This is a genomic window from Streptomyces sp. Ru73, assembly GCF_002920575.1.
GTDB lineage: Bacteria > Actinomycetota > Actinomycetes > Streptomycetales > Streptomycetaceae > Streptomyces.
The window spans coordinates 45,150-66,488 of record NZ_PQSQ01000014.1 but is presented as its reverse complement, the minus strand read 5'-3'; the positions used below and the strand labels follow the sequence as shown (position 1 = coordinate 66,488).

General features: G+C 72.7%; 18 protein-coding genes. 8 read left to right on the top strand and 10 right to left on the bottom strand.

Annotation, left to right across the window (positions count from 1 at the left end):
* Positions 1–35 precede the first annotated feature (35 nt).
* Positions 36–2,738: an excinuclease ABC subunit UvrA gene (locus C3486_RS09375; protein WP_103832139.1), complete on the top strand. Its 2,703-nt coding sequence runs from the start codon at positions 36–38 to the stop codon at positions 2,736–2,738.
* Positions 2,739–2,821: 83 nt separating this feature from the next.
* Positions 2,822–3,037 carry an EF-hand domain-containing protein gene (locus tag C3486_RS09370; protein ID WP_103832138.1) on the top strand — a complete coding sequence of 72 codons (216 nt, stop codon included), beginning with the start codon at positions 2,822–2,824 and terminating at the stop codon, positions 3,035–3,037.
* A gap of 316 nt (positions 3,038–3,353) precedes the next feature.
* Here C3486_RS09370 and C3486_RS09365 read toward each other — a convergent pair whose 3' ends face one another.
* The 7 genes from C3486_RS09365 to C3486_RS09335 all read right to left on the bottom strand — a co-directional run bounded on the left by C3486_RS09365 (position 3,354) and on the right by C3486_RS09335 (position 11,244).
* The gene (locus tag C3486_RS09365) at positions 3,354–3,737 is read right to left on the bottom strand and encodes a hypothetical protein (protein WP_146074979.1); all 384 of its coding nucleotides are present in this window, start codon (positions 3,735–3,737) and stop codon (positions 3,354–3,356) included.
* Between the two features lie 179 nt (positions 3,738–3,916).
* Entirely contained in the window at positions 3,917–5,368 is a 1,452-nt protein-coding gene (locus C3486_RS09360; protein ID WP_103832136.1) for an amino acid permease, read from the bottom strand.
* A 185-nt stretch (positions 5,369–5,553) separates the two neighbouring features.
* Positions 5,554–5,769 carry a dodecin gene (locus C3486_RS09355; protein WP_103832135.1) on the bottom strand — a complete coding sequence of 72 codons (216 nt, stop codon included), beginning with the start codon at positions 5,767–5,769 and terminating at the stop codon, positions 5,554–5,556.
* Between the two features lie 229 nt (positions 5,770–5,998).
* Positions 5,999–6,460, bottom strand: a complete 462-nt coding sequence (locus tag C3486_RS09350) for a universal stress protein (RefSeq protein ID WP_103832134.1) — start codon at positions 6,458–6,460, stop codon at positions 5,999–6,001.
* 89 nt (positions 6,461–6,549) lie between these two features.
* Positions 6,550–9,411, bottom strand: a complete 2,862-nt coding sequence (locus C3486_RS09345; protein WP_103832133.1) for a peroxidase family protein — start codon at positions 9,409–9,411, stop codon at positions 6,550–6,552.
* Positions 9,412–9,821: 410 nt separating this feature from the next.
* Entirely contained in the window at positions 9,822–10,334 is a 513-nt protein-coding gene (locus C3486_RS09340) for a hypothetical protein (RefSeq protein WP_103832132.1), read from the bottom strand.
* A gap of 244 nt (positions 10,335–10,578) precedes the next feature.
* Complete coding sequence (locus C3486_RS09335; RefSeq protein WP_181138495.1) at positions 10,579–11,244, bottom strand: PAS domain-containing protein; 666 nt, start codon at positions 11,242–11,244, stop codon at positions 10,579–10,581.
* A gap of 179 nt (positions 11,245–11,423) precedes the next feature.
* Here C3486_RS09335 and C3486_RS09330 point away from each other — a divergent pair, with 179 nt between their 5' ends.
* Both C3486_RS09330 and C3486_RS09325 read left to right on the top strand, forming a co-directional pair.
* Positions 11,424–14,591 carry a cytochrome P450 gene (locus C3486_RS09330; protein ID WP_103832130.1) on the top strand — a complete coding sequence of 1,056 codons (3,168 nt, stop codon included), beginning with the start codon at positions 11,424–11,426 and terminating at the stop codon, positions 14,589–14,591.
* A gap of 232 nt (positions 14,592–14,823) precedes the next feature.
* Positions 14,824–16,023 carry an FAD-dependent monooxygenase gene (locus C3486_RS09325; protein ID WP_103832129.1) on the top strand — a complete coding sequence of 400 codons (1,200 nt, stop codon included), beginning with the start codon at positions 14,824–14,826 and terminating at the stop codon, positions 16,021–16,023.
* A 54-nt stretch (positions 16,024–16,077) separates the two neighbouring features.
* On the opposite strand, the gene C3486_RS09320 is transcribed toward C3486_RS09325, so the two are convergent.
* Together C3486_RS09320 and C3486_RS09315 are read right to left on the bottom strand one after the other, a co-directional pair.
* On the bottom strand, positions 16,078–17,022 hold the full coding sequence (locus C3486_RS09320) for an NADP-dependent oxidoreductase (protein WP_103832128.1): 945 nt from the start codon (positions 17,020–17,022) through the stop codon (positions 16,078–16,080).
* 28 nt (positions 17,023–17,050) lie between these two features.
* Positions 17,051–17,578 carry a DUF2165 domain-containing protein gene (locus tag C3486_RS09315; protein ID WP_103832127.1) on the bottom strand — a complete coding sequence of 176 codons (528 nt, stop codon included), beginning with the start codon at positions 17,576–17,578 and terminating at the stop codon, positions 17,051–17,053.
* 129 nt (positions 17,579–17,707) lie between these two features.
* Between C3486_RS09315 and C3486_RS09310 the strand changes: the two genes are divergently transcribed.
* The 3 genes from C3486_RS09310 to C3486_RS09300 all read left to right on the top strand — a co-directional run bounded on the left by C3486_RS09310 (position 17,708) and on the right by C3486_RS09300 (position 19,969).
* Positions 17,708–18,757, top strand: coding sequence for a phosphatidylinositol-specific phospholipase C domain-containing protein (locus C3486_RS09310; RefSeq protein WP_374936846.1), 1,050 nt, complete (start codon positions 17,708–17,710; stop codon positions 18,755–18,757).
* Between the two features lie 148 nt (positions 18,758–18,905).
* Positions 18,906–19,445, top strand: coding sequence for a DoxX family protein (locus tag C3486_RS09305; RefSeq protein ID WP_103832125.1), 540 nt, complete (start codon positions 18,906–18,908; stop codon positions 19,443–19,445).
* Between the two features lie 20 nt (positions 19,446–19,465).
* On the top strand, positions 19,466–19,969 hold the full coding sequence (locus C3486_RS09300; protein ID WP_103832124.1) for a VOC family protein: 504 nt from the start codon (positions 19,466–19,468) through the stop codon (positions 19,967–19,969).
* A 19-nt stretch (positions 19,970–19,988) separates the two neighbouring features.
* Here C3486_RS09300 and C3486_RS09295 read toward each other — a convergent pair whose 3' ends face one another.
* Positions 19,989–20,741 carry a DUF4239 domain-containing protein gene (locus tag C3486_RS09295; RefSeq protein WP_103832123.1) on the bottom strand — a complete coding sequence of 251 codons (753 nt, stop codon included), beginning with the start codon at positions 20,739–20,741 and terminating at the stop codon, positions 19,989–19,991.
* A gap of 142 nt (positions 20,742–20,883) precedes the next feature.
* Between C3486_RS09295 and C3486_RS37195 the strand changes: the two genes are divergently transcribed.
* On the top strand, positions 20,884–21,234 hold the full coding sequence (locus C3486_RS37195; RefSeq protein ID WP_181138494.1) for a hypothetical protein: 351 nt from the start codon (positions 20,884–20,886) through the stop codon (positions 21,232–21,234).
* The last annotated feature ends 105 nt before the right edge of the window (positions 21,235–21,339 follow it).

The following is a 21,339-nucleotide window of genomic DNA, read 5'->3' as shown; positions in this document are numbered from 1 at the left end:
TACCCCGCGGGACGGGCACGGCCCCCTCAGGGATCATGGACGCCATGACCGATGGGTACGTACGGGTGCGCGGCGCCCGTGAGCACAACCTCCGCGCCGTCGACGTGGCCGTGCCGCGCGACGCCTTCTGCGTCTTCACCGGCGTCTCCGGCAGCGGCAAGTCCTCGCTGGCCTTCGGCACGCTCTACGCCGAGGCGCAGCGCCGGTACTTCGAATCGGTCGCGCCCTACGCGCGGCGGCTGATCCACCAGGTCGGCGCGCCGCGGGTCGAGGAGGTCACCGGGCTGCCGCCGGCCGTCGCCCTGGAACAGCGCCGCTCGGCCCCCACCTCGCGCTCCTCCGTCGGCACCGTCACCACCCTCTCCAACTCCCTCCGGATGCTCTTCTCGCGCGCCGGCGACTACCCGGCCGGCAGCACCGGACGCCTCGACTCCGACGCCTTCTCGCCCAATACGGCGGCGGGCGCCTGCCCCGAATGCCACGGCCTCGGCCTGGTCCACCGGGTCACCGAGGACTCCCTCGTACCCGACCCCTCGCTCTCCATCCGCGAGGGCGCCATCGCCGCCTGGCCCGGCGCCTGGCTCGGCAAGAACCTCCGCGACATCGTCGCCACGCTCGGGTACGACATCGACCGCCCCTGGCGCGAGCTGTCGGCGGCGGACCGCGCGTGGATCCTCTTCACCGAGGAACGCCCGGTCGTCACCGTGCACCCGGTACGCGAGGCCGGGCGCATCCAGCGGCCGTACCAGGGCCAGTACCAGAGCGCCCGGCACTACGTCCTGCACACCTTCGCCGACTCCCAGAGCGAGACGCAGCGCAAGCGCGTCGAGCGGTTCCTGGTGTCCGAGGCGTGCCCGGCGTGCGGCGGACGGCGGCTGCGCCCCGAGGCGCTGGCCGTCACCTTCGCCGGGCACGACATCGCCGCGCTGGCGGGCATGCCGCTCACGGCGCTCGCCGCCCTGCTGCGGCCGACGGCCGAGGGCACGGGCGGCAGTGGCGGTACGGACGGCCGCGACGGTACGGCCGGCAGCGACGGCGCGGACGGCAGCGACGGTGCGGACGGCAGTGGCGGTACGGGCGGCAGTGGCCGTACGGAGGCTTCGGCGTCGGCGTCGGCCGAGGAGAACGTCGCGTGCACCCTCGCGCGCGACCTCGTCGCCCGCATCGAGGTGCTCACCGAACTGGGCCTCGGCTACCTCAGCATGGACCGTCCCTCGCCCACCCTCTCCGCCGGGGAACTCCAGCGGCTCCGGCTGGCCACCCAGCTCCGCTCCGGCCTCTTCGGCGTCGTCTACGTCCTGGACGAGCCGTCGGCGGGGCTGCACCCGGCCGACACCGAGGCGCTGCTCACCGTGCTGCACCGGCTGAAGGGCGCCGGCAATTCGCTCTTCGTCGTCGAGCACGACATGGACGTCGTCCGGCGCGCCGACTGGATCGTGGACGTGGGGCCGCGGGCCGGCGAGCACGGCGGCCGGGTCCTGCACAGCGGCCCGGTCGACGGCCTCGCGGACGTACCGGAGTCGGTCACCCGCCGCTTCCTCTTCGGCGAGCCGGGGGACGGTGACGGTGGTGACGGGGACGGTGGTGACGGCGACGGCACGCGTGAGCCGCGCAAGCCCACGGGCACGGTCCGCAAGCCCACGGGTACGGTCCGCAAGCCCACGGGCACGGTGCGCCTCTCGGGCATCCGGCTCCACAACCTGCGGGGCCTGGACGCGGAGTTCCCCCTCGGGGTGTTCACGGCCGTCACCGGCGTCTCGGGGTCGGGCAAGTCAACACTGGTCACGCGGGTGCTGGCGGACGCGGTACGGGAGCGGCTGGGCGCGGAAGCGGTGGCCGGCGGGGCCGGTGGGGCCGGCGCGGGGAAGCGGCCGGGGGCCGACGCCGAGGAGGGCGCCGACGAGGGGGTGCCGGAGACGGCCGAACTGGCCGCCGCCGAGGGGCTGGACGCCATCGACCGGCTGGTCCGGGTCGACCAGAAGCCGATCGGGCGCACCCCGCGCTCCAACCTGGCCACGTACACGGGCCTGTTCGACGCCGTACGCAAGGTCTTCGCGGCCACCGACGAGGCGCGGGCCCGCGGGTACAAGGCGGGCCGCTTCTCCTTCAACGTCGCGTCCGGGCGGTGCGAGACCTGCCAGGGCGAGGGGTTCGTCGCCGTCGAACTCCTCTTCCTGCCCGGCACGTACGCGCCCTGCACGGCCTGCCACGGCGCCCGCTACAACCCGGAGACGCTGGAGGTCACCTACCGGGGCCGGAACATCGCCGAGGTGCTGGAGATGACGGTGGACGCCGCGGCGGACTTCCTCGCCGACGTACCGGCCGCCGCCCGCGCCCTGCGCACGCTCCAGGACGTCGGCCTGGGCTACCTCCGGCTCGGCCAGCCCGCGACCGAGCTCTCCGGCGGCGAGGCCCAGCGCATCAAGCTCGCCTCGGAACTCCAGCGCACCCGCCGCGGCCACACGCTCTACCTCCTCGACGAGCCCACCACCGGGCTGCACCCGGCCGACACCGAAGTGCTGCTGCGGCAGCTGCACGGGCTGGTCGACGCGGGCAACACGGTGGTCGTGGTGGAGCACGACATGGGCGTGGTCGCGGGCGCCGACCACGTCATCGACCTGGGGCCGGGCGGCGGGGCCGAGGGCGGCCGCGTGGTGGCGGCCGGCCCGCCGGCCGAGGTCGCGTCGGCGGAGGACAGCCGCACGGCGCCTTACCTCGCCCGGGCGCTCGGCCGGTGATGACAGTCGGTTAATGTACCCGGGGCGGCCGGGTCGGTCACCCGGACGACACGACGACAGCACCGCACGAAGGGGGCACACCCGTGGCAGACATCGAGAAGGCCAAGGCGACGTTCGCACGTTTCGACGCGAACGGCGACGGCATGGTCACGGCCGAGGAGTTCAAGCACGCGATGGCCGAGATGGGCGACCCCTACGTCACCGGCCCCGTCGCCGAGGCAGTCATCGCGGCCCGCGACACCAACAACGACGGCCTGATGTCCTTCGAAGAGTTCTGGACCGCCCTCCAGAACTCCTGACTCACCCCGGGCCCAACACCGGCCCAGCCCCCTGTACACGCCTACGCCCGCCGAACGCCATGGCCCGGCGGGCGTAGGCGTTCCCGCTCCGGCCTCCGGCCGTGCCGCGCGGCACCACCGGCTGCCCCGCCCGCCGACTCGAATCCTCGCCACTCGCGCGGCACCGATATGAGTCGCCCCGCGGCGGATGCGGGCCCCGGTGGATGGGTTCGCCGAACCGACGCCGCCCCGGTGGCGCCGCGACTTCTATACGCGTGCGCCCGCCGGACCCAATGCCCGGCGGGCGCACGGTTTTCGTTATCCAGCCTCCGGCGTCTTACCTGTGCACGGTGATGCAGGACCTGTAGTGCTTGTTTACGCTCCACACATTGCACAGCCGCGTGCCGTTGCGGTATTTCCGCGGGAGCTTTCCGGGGAAATTGGTGGCCAGCCGCTTGGGCGCTCCGGTGTACTTCTTGACCGTGTGCACGCGCTTTCCGTTGACGTAGAAGTAGGCGTACACGTTCTGGCCGCCCAGCGAGGAGTACGCCGACGTCTGCCACAGGGTGACCCGCAGGCCCTTGCCCTCGACCGTCGTGCAGGTCTGGTACGAGTCGTCCGTCCCGTTGCCGCCCACGCAGTCGACCGCGCTGGCGTACGACGGCGTGGAAAGGGCGGCGGCGAACCCCATCGTGAGGGCCGCCGCCAGGATCGAACGCATTGCCTTGCGCATAAGTGTTTCGTCTTTCGTCCGCTGTTCCGCGCAGCGGCACGTCCGAAAAACAGCACCGGACGGCTCTGCTCGATTGCGGCGGACATTAGCGGCCGGCCCGCCCGATAGTCCAATTATTGCTTCTATCGGCTCGCCGTACCGTTATTTCGGACGAATGAATTGCGAACTCAGAGACGACCCTCACGGTCTTCCAGATCGCTGATTTCCCGGTCGGCCTTCGCCAGTTCCGAGCGCCGGTACGAGTACGCGAAGTAGATGACCAGACCGATCGCGAACCACACCACGAAGCGGACCCAGGTCTGCCACTCCAGGAAGGTGATGAGCCAGATCGAGAAGACGACTCCGATGGCCGGGACGAGCGGGACGCCCGGGCACCGGAAGGCGCGGGGCAGTTCGGGGCGCTTGCGCCGCAGCACGATGACGGCGATGCAGACGACGACGAAGGCCAGCAGGATCCCGATGTTGGTGAGTTCGGCGGCCTCCCTGATCGGCAGGAACCCCGCGATCACCGCTGATGCCGCGCCGACGATCCATGTGACGCGGGTGGGGACGTGGCGGGTGGGGTGGGTTTTGGCGAACCACTTGGGGAGGAGGCCGTCGCGGCTCATGGAGAACCAGACGCGGGTCACGCCGAGCATGAACGTGAACATGACGGTCAGGATGCCGATGATCGCGCCGACCGCGATCACGTCCGCCAGGCTGCTCAGGCCCACCGACTTGAAGGCCGTGGAGAAGCCGCTCTCCGGGTCGATCTTCGTGTAGTTCTGCATGCCGGTCAGCACCAGGCAGGCCAGCACGTACAGGACCATGGAGATCAGCAGCGAGTAGAGGATCGCCTTCGGCATGTGGCGCTGGGCGTCCTTGGACTCCTCGGCCGCCGTCGACATGGCGTCGTAGCCGAAGACGGCGAAGAAGACCGTCGCCGCGCCCGCGAACGCACCGCTGATGCCGTGGGGGAAGAACGGGTTGTAGTTCCCGGTCTTGATGTGGAAGAAGCCGACGGCGATGACGACCAGCACGACGAGGACCTTCAGGCCGACGACGACGGTCTCGAAGCGCGCGGCGTTCTTGATGCCGAGCGTGAGCAGGTAGGCGATGAGGAGACAGAGGGCCGCCGCGAAGAGGTCGACGCGGTGGCCGTCACCCGTGCCCGGCGCGCCCAGCATCCAGGCCGGCAGGTGCACGCCCATCTCGCCCAGCAGGAAGCTGAAGTAGCCGGAGATGCCGATGGCCACCACGGCGACGATCGCGGTGTACTCCAGCAGCAGGTCCCAGCCGATGAACCAGCCCGCCAGCTCGCCGAGGACCGCGTACCCGTACGTATAGGCGGAGCCCGCCTTCGGGATCATCCCGGCGAACTCCGCGTACGAGAACGCGGCGGCCGCGCTCGCGACGCCCGCGATGAGGAACGACAGCAGGACGGCCGGGCCGGCCTTCTCGTTCGCGACGGTGCCGGCCAGCGTGAAGATGCCGGCGCCGATGATGCCGCCGACGCCGATGGCCGTCAGCTGCCACAGGCCGAGCGAGCGGGTGAGCTGTTCGCCCTTGCCGCCCTCGGCCTCCTGGATCATTTCGATCGGTTTGCGGCGCAATACGCCCTGTCCCGCGCGCAGGCCCATGTCGTGTCCTCTCGTCGTTCCGACGGCGGATCATCATGGCCCTTATCGGACGCTTACGGAAGGCGACTCGGAGAGCGACTCCCCATACGGGGGGCGGGGACCGGAAAACGCCCCCCGCGGCCGGCGCACCGTCCGCACCGTCCGCACGCGGACGCCCGGGCCGCCCGATCAGCCGGCCGGTCCGGTCAGTCCGCTTCCTCCAGCCGGAAGCCGACCTTCAGGCCGACCTGGTAGTGCTCGATCTCGCCGTCGACGATGTGGCCGCGCACCTGGGTCACCTCGAACCAGTCCAGGTTGCGCAGCGTCTGCGACGCGCGCCGTACGCCGTTGCGAATGGCGGCGTCCACGGTTTCGTGGGACGTTCCTACGATCTCTGTCACGCGGTAGGTACGGTCGGTCACGGCAGACTCCCTCGTCGGCGTGTTGTCGGGCACCCGTCGGCGTGCCGGGTGGGCGCGTCGGGTCGTACTCCGCGGTGCGCCTCTCCCGCGGTGCGCTTTTCCCACAGTGCACCGGCCCGCCGCCGCCCGCCTCCCGAGCGCGTCACCGAACGCCTTCGGAGCGCGTCACCGAACGCCTCCGGAGCTGTCTCCGGACGCCTCAAGAACGACTTCGGAGCGCCCCGGCGCGCTACGGAACGACCGTGACCGGCCAGCGCCCCGCCTTCACCAGACGTACCGCGACCGAGCCCATGAACCGGTGCCCGGCGGACTCCGACGCGCCGACCACCACCGCGTCGGCCTTCAGCTCGTCAGCCATCCGGAGCATTCCGCTGTACGGATCGCCGCGCACGATGTGGAATTCCCAGCGCAGGTCGTAGATGCCCTGGAGGCGCTCGGTCGAGGCGCGGATCTCGGCCATCAGCTCTTCGGCTATCTCGTCCGTGGTGGGCGCGACCGGCGCGCCGAGCGCGGCGCCGGCCGCCAGCACCGGCTGGACGTACACCAGCACCAGCTTGGAGCCCTGCCGGCGGGCCAGCCCCGCGGCGTACGCGGCGGCCCGCCACGACGACTGCGAGCCGTCGATGCCGACGACGATGACCTTGGGGCCGTCCGTACCGCGCTCGAAGGGCGCGGGCGTGTTCTCCTCCACAGGGAGGAGGTTAACGTCCGCGCCCCGGAGCGATCCCGTGGGGTTTCACAAGATCGCTCGCCCCGCGTACGCGGCCCGGCGGCGGTCCCTCACGACCCCGCGCCGCTGCCGCGCACCGGAAGCACCGGCCGCCAGGGCGCGAAGGCGCTGGCGTCGCGGGGCAGCATCGCCGCGAGCTCCGGGCAGTGCCGCAGGATGACGGAGTTCATCCCGCCGCGCGCCACCCAGTCCATGCCCAGCGGCGTGTAGATCTCGGGCCGGAAGTCCACGGTGAGGAACCGGTCGGACTGGATCCGGCGGCTCGCCATCAGGATGAAGATCCGGAAGGCGGTGTCGCTGAACCCGAAGCCCGTCGGCGGATTCTCGGCGAACAGTCCGACCACGGTGTCGACCTCGTCGACGTTCCGGTACACCTCCTTGAGCAGCGCGGCCGTGTCCGGATCGGCGGAGATCTCGTCGAACCGGGTGATGCGCGGCTTGTGCAGCCCGGCCCGGAAGTCGTTGTACCGGGGCACCCCGCGCCGCCGCGCCCGCACGATGTCCGCGACCGACAGGTCGATGATCTCGCCGTCCCGCTCGAAGCGGGTCAGCGCGCGCGGGTAGTTGTGCAGGGTGATCGCGCCGGGATGCGCGATGCCGAGCGAGTACAGCGAGTCCGTCAGCCCGGTCTTGCGCGCCAGCGACTCGCCCGCGCCGCCCTGGAGGTCGGCGAAGGACGGGGCCTCCAGGCGCTGCCCGAAGTGGTGCTCGCGCAGCTCGTAGTCGTCCGGGATCAGCGGGTGCATCCGGTAGACGGTGACGAAGTCCTCGGTCAGCGAGTACGGCACGTTGTGGTGCTCGGGCAGGGTCTTCGGGATACCGGTGAGCGAGTGCGACTCGACCAGCCACAGCCCCAGCTTCTTCAGCCAGCTGTCCGGCGGGCCCTCCCAGTTGGTGCGCAGCGCGACGTCGATGGACTTCGTGGCGAGGATCGCGGGCGTCCACTCGACCGTGTGGATCTTGGCGATCAGCGCGGAGACCACGAGCCGGGCGGTCTGGTACACCTGCTCCGCGCTCATCGTCGGGTATTCCTTGTGCAGCGCGTCGCAGACCGCGTTGTGCTCGCGCGCGAAGAGGGTGTGCATGACCGACAGGCCCAGCCACCAGTTGTCGGAGAAGCCGGTCAGCGGGACGCCGTTGCTGCCCATCGGCAGATGGCCGTCCTCCAGGCGGAGCTTCGCGCCGTCCGGCTCGCGCAGGCCGCGCGCGGTGCGCTCGTCGCTGCCGTAGACCTCGGAGCCGTCCCACCACGGCGAGGTGGTGTTGGTGAAGTGGATCGGCGGCTTGCCGGGGCGTTCCACCCCCTTGTTCTCGGCGATCCGCATGACGTTCTCGGCGGGGCCGCCGGGGGTGTTGTACCAGGTGCTGCCGGGCGGCAGCGGGACCTCGACCGACCGTTCGGCGAGCGCGTAGCGCCGGTGGTCGACCCAGTCGTGCACCTGGAACTGGATCCAGGCGGCGGCCAGGATGTTCAGCGAGGTGGCGGGCTGGAACGCGCGGCGGTGCAGCAGTTCGCGGGCGACCGTGACGGGGTTCGGCGTGTCGAAGAGGTCGGGGCGGTAGACGGGCTTGAGGTTGCGGCCGAAGGTGGAGCCGACCGCGCCCATCCGCGGCGCCGACAGATCGGTGTTCGAGCCGTCGTACGAGCGGGCCGTGCGGGCGCGCTCGTCCACCGTCTCCGGCACCGGGACGGCCTTCGGCGGCGCCTCGGGGGCCTCGGTGTCGATGAGGTTGCGGCGGCGCAGCACCTGCCGCAGCGCGACCAGGTTGAGCAGGCCGGCGTCGAGCGGCAGCCGGTACCAGGGCACGTAGCGGTTCAGGGCGCCGAAGAGCGCCCGCAGCGGTACGCCGAGCACGGTGTTGCGCAGCGGCTCGGTGGTCACGAAGCGGGTGCCGAGGCGGTGCGCCGCGCTCGCCTGGTACGCGGCCTTGCGGGCCCGGTTGAGATTGCCCAGCGGGCGGAAGTCCTCCGTGGTGTGCCACGGGTTGAACGACAGCTGCTCGATGCGGCGGGCCGCCGAGCCGGCCTCGGCCGTGGTGATGTCCTGGCGCGGAATCGTCAGCCGGGCCACGGGGACCACCGGCGCGTCCGACTCCCGCCACTCCGTGGCACCGTCCTCGACGGGGGTGCGCTTCTCGTCGACGAACCGCTGTACGCACAGGTCGAATTCGACGTCGGCTGCGGCCAGCCGCTCGGCCAGCTCGTGCCGCAGGTGGTCGGGGTCGTGCCGGTCGGGACGCGGCGCGGGTGCCCCGCCGGGCGCGGGCCGCAGCTGGTAGCGCACCGGCCCGGCGTCGCCCCACAGGACCGCGCCGCGGCTCCAGTACGTCTCGCGGGCCAGCGAGCCGACGGTGTGCCGGGCCGCGGCCTGCACGTTGCGGCGCATGCGGGTGGCGGTGGCCCAGCCGACCGCCAGCGGCAGCTTCACCAGCAGCCCGAACGCCTTCTGCAGCGGCGTCCGGGCACCCGCCATGGCCTTGGCGAAGGCCACGAACTCACGGGCGTCGCGCGCATGGCTCACCGGGAAGTTGGTCGCCAGCAGGTCGTGCGTCTCCTCGGCCGACACCTCCACCCGCACGGCGATGCCGCGCAGGTCGGGCGAGACGTCGGATCCCGGTATGCCGCTGGCGTTGGACAGCCGCACCAGTGCGGGGTACTCGGCTCCCGGCTGGGCGAAGCCCTGGACCAGCGCGGGCGGCAGGTCGTCGTTGAAGCGCAGCCGGGCGTTCTCCACGCCGAGGACGCCCTTCGCATGGAAGGCGCGCTGCACGCGGTGCGCCCCGCTGCTTTCCTTGTTGCGCAGCTGCACGCGCATCAGGTCGCGTGCCAGCTTCTCGAAGACCAGTCGCTCCGCCTCTGGACTGCCGCCTTGGTACGTCTCGTACTGCACGTAACTCACGGTGTCGGCCATGGGTCCGCACCCTCCGTACGGGAAGAAGGGCGGCCGACGCTACTCGCCCGGGAGCGGCCCGGCAGGGTCCGTTTCGGGCCGATTCCGCCCGGCCGCGAGTGGCCGGCGGGGCGGCCGGGAACGCCGCCGGCCCCGTCGCGGCAGGGCGCCGCTGGACAACGGCGTGCGCGGCACGGGACGCCCGGTCCGGCTCGCCGCGACCACGGACCCGCCGGTGGACGCACCGCGCGCACCACCCCCCGTCGACACCCACCCCCGTCCAGCCCACCGTCCGCCATCCGTACGGCAACCGGGACAGCGGCCGCCGTAAGCGACTCAGCGGCGGGCAGCCGGGCGCTCTCGTCATCGGCCGGGGGCCGCGGTCACCGGGACTGTGCAGGCCCCAGCTCCTGGGCAAAGATGCGGGCGAACTACCCTATGCTGCCGGCGTGTGCCGGGTCCCGTACGACGCCGTACACGAACAGGCCGAGTTGGAGCAGGAGCCCGAGGCGGAACACCGTCAGACTCGTGTCGAGTGACCAGTCCGTCCGGTCGATGGCCCTGCTGAGGCCCAAGACCGAGAGGCTCGCCCCGATGGCGAAGGTGACAGCCGTGTACAGCACGCCCCACCAGAACGCCGGGCCCGTGCTGGTCGAATACACCACCCTGATGCTCGTCCCGCCGACCAGTACGGGAAGCAGTGAAGCGATGAAGAGGGCCACGGTGCCCAAGTGGTACCAGCCGTCAGCCCCGACGTAGCCGTAGTCCGAGTCGTCTTCGTCCTCATCGTCGTCGTACGGGTCGAACACCGGAGGCGACGCCACGTGGAAGTGGTTCTCGGTGATGTGCTGGTCCCGGCCGGCCTGATAAATCTCGGAGTGGTCGGAAGCGCTCGCGTACATGCCTTTGGAGACGGCATCGTCGCCCCACTCGCCGGTGCTCATCGCTCGGTGCGCGCTCGGTCGGGATGCATCACCACTATCGGTCCGGAGCCCGCCGCATGCGCTCGTCCTGACCTGGGAGGTGTGGTCCCTCGCCTCTTACGACAGCTTGTCCGCCATTCCATGACAGCCCCCGATATCGATCCCGGATCGTCCAGCGCGGTGCACAGACTCAGGAGCACCCACTCTAGGACGCGGTACCGACAACCGGATGGTGTCCGGAGTGAAGGTGCGCTACGCAACAGCGTCAGCCGTCCTCCTCGTCCGTCGCCGCCGGGGGCCAGGTCGTGGGGGAGAGGAGGCCGAGGGTGTAGGCGCGGGCGATGAGGGCGGTGCGGTTGGGGACGCGGAAGCGGCGGGTCAGCCGGGTCAGGTGGTAGTTGACGCCGTCGACGGTGAGGCCGAGGTCCTTGCCGATGGCGGCGGTGGTGGCGCCGGCCGCTGCGAGGGCGAGGATGCGGGACTCCATGGGGCTGACGTCCGCGGTCCGCCGCGGGGCCGGGCGGGACTCGTGGATGCGGAGGATGGCGAGCAGTGCGGGCGGCTCGTCGGAGGGGTCGCCGACCGGGTCCAGGGTCAGCATCCCCTCCCGCTCGGGCCCGTCGGCGCCCTCGCGCCAGCGGACCTCGACCGGGTAGCGGGAGCGGCGGCCCGCCCGTACGGCCTCCACGAGCCGGCCGACCTGCGAGATCGCCCGGGGACGGAAGTGGTCCAGCAGGTTGCGGCCGCGCAGCTGGCCGCGGGTGGTGCCCCAGACCGCGGCCATCGCCGGGTTGGCGATCAGTACCTCGCCGTCGGCGCGGCACACCGCGACCGGCAGTGGCATCCGGTCCAGCAGGATCAGGAAGTAGTTGTGCCAGGGCGCGGCGGCGGGCCCCGGCACCGCCGGGTGCGCGAAGAGGTCGTCACTCATCGGCCGCCGGTTCCCGTCCCTTTCGTCGTCCATCGGCTCCGTCCGCTCCGCGGCCGGCCGGACACCGTGCCGCAATGATCATCTTCGCCCGGACCGCAAGGCCCGTACCGAAGAAATCACTGCACAATCATGCAGTTACCGCGGGGAGCACGGCACGCCGGGCCGGTCACTGTGGAGTCATGAGCGACACGCAGCTGCAGAGCGCCGACACCGTCACCCTCGGCGACGACGGGATTCCCGTGGTGGACATCACCGCCAAGGGCCTCTCCCGCACCCCCCTCCAGCGAGCCATGGGCCTGGCCCGCGCGCACGGTCCCATCTTCCGGCGCCGGCTGCACGGCCGGGACGCCACCTTCGTGACCTCCGTCGACCTGGTGACCGAGCTGGCCGACGAGACCCGCTTCGAGAAGGCCATCGGGCCGGCGCTGGAGAACGTACGGGAGTTCGCCGCCGACGGCCTCTTCACCGCCTACAACGACGAGCCCAACTGGGCCAAGGCGCACGACATCCTCATGCCCGCCTTCGCGCTGGGCTCGATGCGCACCTACCACCCGGCGATGCTCAAGGTCGCCCGCCGGCTGATGGCGAGCTGGGACCGCCGGATCGCGGACGGCGCGCCGGTGGACGTGCCGGACGACATGACCCGGATGACGCTCGACACCATCGGGCTCGCCGGGTTCGGCTTCGACTTCGAGTCCTTCGGGCGGGAGCAGCCGCACCCCTTCGTGGACGCGATGGTGCGCTGCCTGGAGTGGAGCATGACGCGGCTGGCCCGCAAGCCGGGCGTGGACTACTCCGAGAAGGACGAGGCGTTCCGCGCCGACGCCGACTACCTCGCGTCGGTGGTGGACGAGGTGATCAGCGCGCGTACCGCCTCCGGCAACACCTCCGCCGACGACCTGCTCGGCCTGATGCTGGGCGCGCCGCACCCGGAGGACGGCACGACGCTGGACCCGGCCAACATCCGCAACCAGGTCATCACCTTCCTGATCGCCGGTCACGAGACCACCTCCGGCGCGCTCTCCTTCGCGCTGTACCACCTGCTCAAGGACCCGGTCGCGCTGCGGCTGGCGCGCCGCGAGGCCGACGAGCTGTTCGGCGACGCGGCCGACCCCGACCCGTCCTTCGAGGACATCGGCAAGCTGGCCTTCACCCGGCAGGTGCTCAACGAGGCGCTGCGGCTGTGGCCCACGGCGGCCGCGTTCAGCCGGCGCGCGAAGGCGGACACGGTGCTCGGCGGCCGGTACCCGGTCAAGGCCGGGGACATCTTCACCGTGCTCACCCCGATGCTCCACCGCGACCCGGTGTGGGGCGACAACCCCGAGCTGTTCGACCCGGCGCGGTTCGCGCCCGAGGCGGAGGCGGCCCGCTCCCCGCACGCGTACAAGCCCTTCGGTACCGGCGAACGCGCCTGCATCGGGCGGCAGTTCGCGCTGCACGAGGCGACCATGCTGCTGGCGCTGCTGGTGCACAGGTACCGCTTCGAGGACCACGGTGACTACGCGCTGACCATCAAGGAGACGCTGACGCTGAAGCCGGACGGCTTCACGGTCCGGCTCGCCGAGCGCACCGAGGCGCACCGCGCGGCCGACCGGGCGGCGCTCGCCGTACTGCCCGGCAGCGCGGCGGCGGACGAGGGCCCCGCGGCCGACGACGGGCTGCCCACCCGCATCCACCAGGACACCGGCCTGCTGCTCCTGCACGGCACCAACTACGGCACCTGCAAGGAGTTCGCCGAGCGGCTGGCCGACGAGGCCGCGGCGCTCGGCTGCGCCACCGAGGTCGCACCGCTGGACGCGTACGCGGGCGGACTGCCCACGGACCGCCCGGTGGTCCTGGTGGCCGCGTCCTACAACGGCCGTCCGACCGATGACGCGGCCGCCTTCGTGTCCTGGCTGGAGGGCGCGCCCGAGGGTGCCGCGGACGGAGTCCCGTACGCGGTCCTCGGCGTCGGCGACCGCAACTGGGCCGCGACCTACCAGCGCGTTCCCACCCTCCTCGACGAGCGGCTGGCCGCGCTCGGCGGCGACCGGCTGCTGCCGCGCGCCGCGGCCGACGCCTCCGGTGACATGGCCGGCACCGTCCAGGACTTCACCGCGGCGCTGCGCACCGAACTGCTGACCCGGTACGGCGACCCGGCGAGCGTCGGCGCCACCGCGGCGCCCGAAGAGGCCGCGTGCACCGTCACCGAGATCACCGGCGGTCCGCTGGACGCGCTCGCCGCCCGGCACGGCCTCACCCCGATGACCGTCACCGAGGCGTACGACCTGACCGCCGAGGGCTATCCGCGCAAGAAGCGGTTCCTGCGGCTCGCCCTCCCCGAGGGCGTCACCTACCGCACCGCCGATCACCTTGCCGTGCTGCCCGCCAACACCCCGGAGCGGGTCGCCCGCGCGGCGCAGGCGCTCGGCGTGGACCCGGCGGCCGTACTGAGCATCCGTCAACCGGGTGCGGGCCGGAACGCGCTGCCCGTCGACCGGCCGCTGTCCGTGCACGAACTCCTCACGTACCACCTGGAGTTGAATGCCAGGCCGACCGCCGGGCAGCGGGCCCTGCTGGCCGCGCACAACCCCTGCCCGCCGGAGCGCGCCGCACTCGAAGCGCCCGCCGAGGACGACACCCGTACGACGCTGGAGCTGATCGAGGCGTACCCCGCGCTGCGCGGCGCGCTGCCCTGGCCGGTGGTGCTGGACCTGCTGCCGCCCATGCGGCCCCGGCACTACTCCGTCTCGTCCTCCCCGGCGAAGGACGGCCGCCACGCCGAGCTGATGGTGTCGCTGCTGCCGGGCGGCACCGGTTCGAGCCATCTGCACTCCCTGAAGGCCGGGGACACCGTGCTCGCCCGCGTGCAGCCGTGCCGGGACGCCTTCCGCATCGATCCGGCCGATCCCACGCCGGTGATCATGGTCGCGGCCGGTACCGGCCTGGCGCCCTTCCGCGGTGCCGTCGCCGACCGCGTGGCGGCCGCCGGACCGCTCGCCCCGGCGCTGCTCTTCTTCGGCTGCGACGCGCCCGACGCGGACTTCCTGCACGCCGAGGAGCTGCGCGCCGCCGAGGCAGCGGGTGCCGTCGGGGTGCGCCCCGCCTTCAGCGAACGCCCGGAGGACGGCCGCCGGTTCGTCCAGCACCGCATCGCCGCCGACGGCGAAGAGGTCTGGCGGCTGCTGGAGTCCGGCGCCCGGGTGTACGTCTGCGGGGACGGCAGCCGCATGGCGCCGGGCGTGCGCGCCGCCTTCCGCGAGCTGTACGTACGGCACGGCGGCGGCACCGCCGAGGACGCCGAGACCTGGCTCACCGGGCTGACCACCGAGGGCCGTTACATCGAGGACGTGTACGCGGCGGGCTGATCCCGGGGGCGCGCGGGCGGGTGCGGACGGCGGGGGCCGGACCCCGTACGACGAGAAGTGCGGACCGGCGCAGACATGCCCGTTCCCGCTCTGGTCCCGGCGCGCCCGGCGCGCCAAGGTGGACCCGTGCGACGGGTGCGGCCCCCTCGGACACAGGCGCCGAGGGGGCCGCACCCGCCGCCGGGGCGTACGGAAGGCGCCCCGGAGACCGGCCGTCCGACCTTGGAGCGTCATGACCCACGCCCTGATCATCGGTGGTGGCATCGCGGGAGCGGTGACCGCGATGGCCCTGCAGAAAGCCGGCATCGAATCGGAGGTCTTCGAGGCGTACGCGAGCGGCGCCGACGACGTCGGGGCCTTCCTCGTCGTCTTCGAGAACGGCCTGGCGGCGCTGCGCGTCATCGACGCCGACCGGCCCGTGATCGAGAGCTCCTTCCCGGCCGGCCGGGTGGAGTTCCTCAGCTACACCGGCAAGCGGCTCGGCGAGCGCCCACTGGCGGGCGCGGAGCGCGCGGACGGCGACGCCGGGGGCGCGCCGGACGGCCCCGGGCCGCGTACGATGCGCCGCGCCACGCTCTACCGGGTGCTGCACGACGAGGCGACCCGGCGCGGCATCAGCGTCCAGCACGGCAAGCGGCTGGTGGCCGCCGAGACGGTGGAGAACGGCCGGATCGTCGCCACCTTCTCCGACGGCACCCGCGCCGAGGGCGACCTGCTCATCGGGGCCGACGGCATCCACTCCGTCACCCGCAAGCTCATCGACCCGGCGGCGGCGCGGCCCCGGTACACCGGCCACAACACCGTCTGCGGCTACACCCGCGACGCGAAGAACGCGCCGGACCACGGCACGTACAGCATGTTCTTCGGCAAGAAGGCGTTCTTCGGGTGCACCCGCGCGCCGGACGGCGAGACCTGGTGGTTCGCCAACGCGCCGGGCCCCGAACTCTCCCGAGAGGACCTGGCGGGGACCACCGCGGACCAGTGGCGGCACCGGCTGGCCGGGCTCTTCGACGAGGACAACACCCCGGCGGCCGACATCATCCGGTCCACCGGCGAGACCATCGTGGGCTCCAACTCCTACGACATCGCCTCGACCCCGCGCTGGTGGACCGACACCATGGTGATCATCGGGGACGCCGCGCACGCCGCGGCGCCCAACGCGGCCCAGGGCGCCTCCATGGCCGTCGAGGACGCCATCGTGCTCGCGAAGTCACTGCGCGACCAGGCCGGCAACCGCCGCGCCTTCAAGGCGTACGAGGAACTGCGCAGGGAGCGCGTGGAGAAGGTCGTGGCGGCCAGCGCGCAGATGGCCCGGCGGACCGCGGTGGGTCCCGTGCGCCGCGTCGTCCGCGACACCGTGCTGCCGCACCGCGCCCTGCGCAGCGAGGCGGGCGCGGCCGACTGGCTCACGTCGTACCGGATCGAGTGGTGACCGCGGCCCCGCCCGCACGGCACGGCGGGCGGGGCCCTGACGGCCGGTCAGCGGTCAGGAGAAGTCGAGCACGGGGCGGCCGCGCACGCCGCCGGCCTCCAGCAGCCGGTGCGCGTCGGCCGCCCGCTCGGCGGGGAAGACCTCGGCGACCCGCAGCGTGAGGACGCCCTCCTCGGCCTGGCGGGCCAGCCGGTCCAGCCGCGCGGTGTCGGTGGCGAAGTCCGAGACGAGCACCGGGCGCACCTCGATGTCCCGTTCCGTGCCGCCCGACCAGCCGCGGAACACCGTCATCCGGCCGCCGTCGGCGATCGCGCCGAACAGCTTCTCGCCCTGCAGCGTCGTGTCCACGAGCCCGGGCACACCGTTCGGCACCAGCTCCCGGATGCGCTGTGCCACCTCGTCGCCGCGCGGGACGACCTCGTCGGCGCCCAGCTCGCGCACCAGCTTCTCGTCGGCCGGCTTGGCGTCGGCGACGACCCGCAGCCCGTCGGCCTTCGCCAGCTCGACCGCGTAGCCGCCGAGGGCGCCGGCGGCGCCGACGACGGCGAGCGTGTCGCCGGGCGAGAGCGCCAGTTCGTCGAGGGCGAGCCGGGCGGTCAGTGCGTTCATCAGGAGGGTGGCCGCGGCGGTGAAGTCCGTGCCCTCGGGCGCGGGCACCACGGAGGCGGCGGGCACCACGATCTTGTCCGCGTACGTGCCGCCGCGCGGCCCCGTCGGCACGGCCACGGTGGCCACCCGCTGGCCGACGGAGAGCCGGCCGTCGGCGTCCGGGCCGAGCTGGTCGATCACGCCGGCCGCGTCCATGCCCGGTACGTAGGGCGGCTCGCGGTCGGTGAGCCGGTGCGCGTGCGCGCCGGCCCGCAGCAGCGTGTCCGTGGGGTTCACCGCAACGGCGTGCACCCTGATGCGCACCTCGCCGGGACCGGCCTGCGGTTCCGGTACGTCCAGGACCCGGAGAGCGTCGGGTCCGCCGAATTCTTCCACTCCGATTGCTCGCATACCGGGGGCAACCGGGGGCCCCGCGCGGCTATTCCTGGCCGGGGTCCGGCCGTGCCGGTGTCCGCCGCGCGGCGGCGGCCGGGGTCAGCTGGACGACCAGGAGGGCGATGCCCGCGAGCACGATGTTGCGGGTGGCGGCCTCCAGGCCGTTCCACGTCTTGGACTGCCACATCGCGAACCACTCGCCACCGATGGCGAGGAAGCCGGCGCCGAACAGCAGCAGGACCATCACCAGCCCGAGGCCGCTGAGCCGGCGGGCCAGGTCCCGGCGGAGCGCCCACAGGACGGTGGCCACGACCAGCACGGCTGCGGACGCCGTCTCCCAGACGATGATCGCGACGTACGCGGCGTCCTGGAGGGAGCGGGAGGTGACGGCCCGCCACATCAGGTCCGGGTCCTTGAAGGTGGTGTCCATCGCGAGGACGTGCTGCACGAACGCGCGGTTGGTGTCGAAGTCGGTGATGTTGCCGAAGGCCACGAGCGCCATGTAGAGCGCGACCGTACCGGTGAGGGCGCCGGCGGCGAGGCTGGACGCCGCGGTTCGTCTGCCGACCATGGCGCCATCGTAGACGGCCGGGGAACGCCTGGGAACGGTGCGACGGACGTCCGTTCGAGAAGTCCCCGCCGTACCCCAAGTCCCGTACGCTGCCGCCTGATCGACTGACCAACGAGGAAGCAGGGACACATGGGCGCACATCGGCGTACGGGGACGATGGTGGCGGGTGTGGCAGGTGCGGCGATGGTGGCGGCGGCGGTGGTGTGGCCGGCCGGCACCGGGACCGCGGCAGCGGCGGGCACGACGTACGACACGACCACGGCGGTGGGCGTCCACAACGCGTACGAGAAGGACAAGTACCCCTACTTCGCGGACGCGCTGGACTCCGGGGCCGGGCTGCTGGAGCTGGACGTGTGGACCAACGGGCTGGGGAAGTCCTGGCGGGTCTCGCACGGCAATCCGCTCGGCAACGACAACAACTGCGAGAACGCCGCGTCCCCGGCGGAGCTGCGCACCAAGTCCCGCAACCAGCCGCTCGGCGGCTGCCTCGCCGACCTGCGTGCCTGGCACGACGCGCACCCCGGCCACCGGCCCGTGCTGCTCAAGATGGAGCTGAAGGACGGCTTCAACGACAAGGGCGGCCGCGGCCCGGACGAGTTCGACGCGCTGGTGCGCCAGAAGCTGGGGGACGCGGTCTTCGGCCCCGGCGACCTGATCGGCGGGTACGCGACGCTGGACGAGGCGGTGCGCGCTGACGGCTGGCCGGAGCGGTCCGCGCTCGCGGGCAAGTTCCTGATCGAGCTGATACCCGGCACGGTCGAGGAGGGCAATCCGGCCGACAAGCTGTGGACCGACCGCGAGTACGCCACCCATCTGCGCACCCTCGCGGGGCAGGGGCAGCTGTCCACCGCCACCGCCTTCCCCGCCGTGCACGGCGCCGAGGCCGGCGACCCCCGCTCCCGCTACACCGACCCCGCGCTGCGCCCCTGGTTCGTGGTCTTCGACGGGGACGCCTCGGCGTACGCCGGCGGCATCGACACGGCCTGGTACGACACCCGCCACTACCTGGTGATCATGACGGACGCGCACAAGGTGGCGCCGGCGATCGACGGGACGAAGCCGACGGAGCAGCAGGCCAGGGACCGGGTCGCGCTGCTGGCCAAGGCGCACGCGAGCGTGCTCACCGCCGACTGGTACCCGCTTCCCGGCGTGCTCGGCACGGTGGTGCCGCGCGGCTGAGCGGACCGGCCGGAGCGGGCCGGCGGGTACCGGCAGCGGGCGGCGCGGCGGGCGCGGTGGATGTTGTACAGGTTTCAAGCACTGTGTATGGTCGGAGCATGGCTTGAACTTTCAAGTACTTTCCGATCTGCCGACAGGGAGAGCCTGTATGACGTCCCCCGCCCTGACCGTCGCCCGCTCCGGGACGGCCGCGCCCGCGCACTCGCCCGCCCACGACCTCGGCCTGCTGGTGCTCCGGCTCGCCGTCGGCCTGACCGTGGCGGCACACGGCGCGCAGAAGCTCTTCGGCTGGTTCGGAGGTGGCGGCCTGGACGGCACCGGGCAGTTCTTCACCATGAGCGGCTACCCGTCCGGCAAGGCCATGGCCGTGATCGCCGGGCTCAGCGAGACCCTCGGCGGCCTGGGCCTCGCGCTCGGCCTGCTCACCCCGCTCGCCGGCGCCGCCGTCCTCGGCACCATGGTCAACGCGCTCGCCGTGAAGTGGGGCGGCGGCTTCTTCGCGCCCAAGGGCATTGAGTACGAGCTGCTGCTCACCCTGGCCGCCGCCGCGCTGACCCTCGCCGGGCCCGGCCGCTGGGCCGCCGACCGGCTGCTGCCGGGGCTGCGCCGCGAGCGTGCCGCCTACGGCATCGCCGCCGTCGCCCTCGGCCTCGTCGTGGCCTTCCTCGTCCTGCTGCTGCGCAAGTAACCCCTCACCGGAGGTTCCCCATGCCCGTACGCCGTCTCAACCACGCCGTCCTCTACGTGCGCGAGCTGTCGCGCTCCGTCGCCTTCTACACCGACGTCCTCGGCTTCACCGTGGACACCGAGATCCCCGGGCGCGCCGCCTTCCTGCGCGCCCAGGACACCCGGAACGACCACGACCTCGGCCTCTTCGCCGTCGGCGACCAGGCACCCGGCCCCGAGTCCGGCCGCGCGGGGCTGTACCACCTGGCCTGGGAGGTCGGCACGCTCGGCGAGCTGGCCGGTACCGCCGAGCGCCTCCAGGCCGCCGGTGCCCTGGTCGGCGCCAGCGACCACCTGGTCTCCAAGTCCCTGTACGCCAAGGACCCGGACGGCATCGAGTTCGAGGTGATGTGGCGGGTGCCGCGCGAGGACTGGCCGAGCGCGGAGGAGGGCGGTGCCACCGTCCTCCCGCTCGACCTGACGGACGCGCTGCGCCGCTGGGGCCCCGACCTCGCGACCGGCGCCGCGGCCGGCTCCGCCACCTGACCAGCGGGGCCGGCCCCGGCTAGGGGAGCAGGTCCTTCAGCGGCTGGATGGCGTCGGTGCTGCGCAGCCACGGATCGTCGAAGTCCCACACCAGGAACAGCAGGAAGGCGATCAGAGCGGTGAAGACGCCGGCCATCAGCAGTTCACGCGCCGACCGCCGGATCTGCAGCGTGAACATCAGGCCGACGGTGACCACGGCACCCGCGAGCAGACCGAACCACACCACCGGCGGCAGGGTCGGCCCGGCGCCCTGGCCCCGGGCCGACCGCGCGCCGTCCGCCACCGCGACCTGGTCCACCAGCGGCTGGTAGGTCTGGTTCTCGAAGTCGTTGCGCGGGTGGTAGTCGGAGACGTCGGCGCGCACCTTCAGCAGCAGCGCGTCCCCACGGGGCGTCAGCTCGCTCTTGGCGGCCATCACCGGCCATTCCTTGTGCACCACGTACGAGGCGTACGCGGCCACGTCGGCCCGGATCCGGTCGCGCACCGGCTCCGGGTACGCGCGGGCCCGCGCACTCACCTCGTGCAGCGCCTGCGCCTCCGTGCGGACCGTGTCCTCCGCGGCGCCGCGCGACTCCCACACGCCCGCGATGGCCAGGCCCAGCACGATCGCGTAGACCACCCCGACCATCATCGTCATGTACTCCATGACGTCCGGCGTCTCGGTCGGGTCGTCCTCCTCCTCGTCGATCCGCCGCTGGTGCAGCACGGTGACGAGCAGCACCACACCGCACGTCGCCGCGATGGCGATGGCCAGCACGAGCCAGTCGGACATGAAAGACCTCCAGGGAAGAGAGAGCGCGGGGGAGCGGGCCCGTGGTCAGGAGCGGCGGCCGCGGGAGCCGGACGAGCCGCGGGGGCGCAGCGCGGCGGCGGCGAGCACGGCCGGGGCGGTGAGCAGCAGCATGTTGGTGACCATGGAGCGGTGGTTCTCCGGTGGCCTGCTGCTGACCGCGTACGACCGCGGAGCCAGGGACGGCGAAGGCTTCGGTGCCTCGGTCGTCGGCGGGGGAGTCGAAGGGGCCGGCCGGGGCGGTGCCGGCCTCGGCGGTGCGGGCCGCGGGGGCGGTGGCGCGGGCGGCGTGGTGGCCGGCGGGGGCGGCGCCGGCTTCGGAGGTGCGGGCTTCGGCGGCGGGGGCGGCGCGGGCTTCGGCGGCGGCTTCGGCGCCGGCGGCCGGGGGGTGGGTGACGTACAGGGCCAGTGCCAGTGGTCGGGCAGCCCCGGTACCCCGGTCGGGGCCGTCACCGGCGGCTTAGTCCCGGCGTAGGAACAGTTGTCACCGTGCGCGGCCGCCGCCGGCGCCCAGCCCACCCCTGCCACGAACACGGCGGCCGTCAGGGCCAGTCCCGCGCGATGCGATCCGTACACGCCA

Excerpts from the sequence above, each read along its gene's own strand:
- C3486_RS09375 (WP_103832139.1), top strand. The coding sequence starts at position 36 with ATGGACGCCATGACCGATGGGTACGTACGGGTGCGCGGCGCCCGTGAG.
- C3486_RS09365 (WP_146074979.1), bottom strand. The coding sequence starts at position 3,737 with ATGCGTTCGATCCTGGCGGCGGCCCTCACGATGGGGTTCGCCGCCGCC.
- C3486_RS09360 (WP_103832136.1), bottom strand. The coding sequence starts at position 5,368 with ATGGGCCTGCGCGCGGGACAGGGCGTATTGCGCCGCAAACCGATCGAA.
- C3486_RS09345 (WP_103832133.1), bottom strand. The coding sequence starts at position 9,411 with ATGGCCGACACCGTGAGTTACGTGCAGTACGAGACGTACCAAGGCGGC.
- C3486_RS09340 (WP_103832132.1), bottom strand. The coding sequence starts at position 10,334 with ATGAGCACCGGCGAGTGGGGCGACGATGCCGTCTCCAAAGGCATGTAC.
- C3486_RS09335 (WP_181138495.1), bottom strand. The coding sequence starts at position 11,244 with ATGAGTGACGACCTCTTCGCGCACCCGGCGGTGCCGGGGCCCGCCGCC.
- C3486_RS09330 (WP_103832130.1), top strand. The coding sequence starts at position 11,424 with ATGAGCGACACGCAGCTGCAGAGCGCCGACACCGTCACCCTCGGCGAC.
- C3486_RS09325 (WP_103832129.1), top strand. The coding sequence starts at position 14,824 with ATGACCCACGCCCTGATCATCGGTGGTGGCATCGCGGGAGCGGTGACC.
- C3486_RS09320 (WP_103832128.1), bottom strand. The coding sequence starts at position 17,022 with ATGCGAGCAATCGGAGTGGAAGAATTCGGCGGACCCGACGCTCTCCGG.
- C3486_RS09315 (WP_103832127.1), bottom strand. The coding sequence starts at position 17,578 with ATGGTCGGCAGACGAACCGCGGCGTCCAGCCTCGCCGCCGGCGCCCTC.
- C3486_RS09310 (WP_374936846.1), top strand. The coding sequence starts at position 17,708 with ATGGGCGCACATCGGCGTACGGGGACGATGGTGGCGGGTGTGGCAGGT.
- C3486_RS09305 (WP_103832125.1), top strand. The coding sequence starts at position 18,906 with ATGACGTCCCCCGCCCTGACCGTCGCCCGCTCCGGGACGGCCGCGCCC.
- C3486_RS09300 (WP_103832124.1), top strand. The coding sequence starts at position 19,466 with ATGCCCGTACGCCGTCTCAACCACGCCGTCCTCTACGTGCGCGAGCTG.
- C3486_RS09295 (WP_103832123.1), bottom strand. The coding sequence starts at position 20,741 with ATGTCCGACTGGCTCGTGCTGGCCATCGCCATCGCGGCGACGTGCGGT.
- C3486_RS37195 (WP_181138494.1), top strand. The coding sequence starts at position 20,884 with ATGGAGCGGTGGTTCTCCGGTGGCCTGCTGCTGACCGCGTACGACCGC.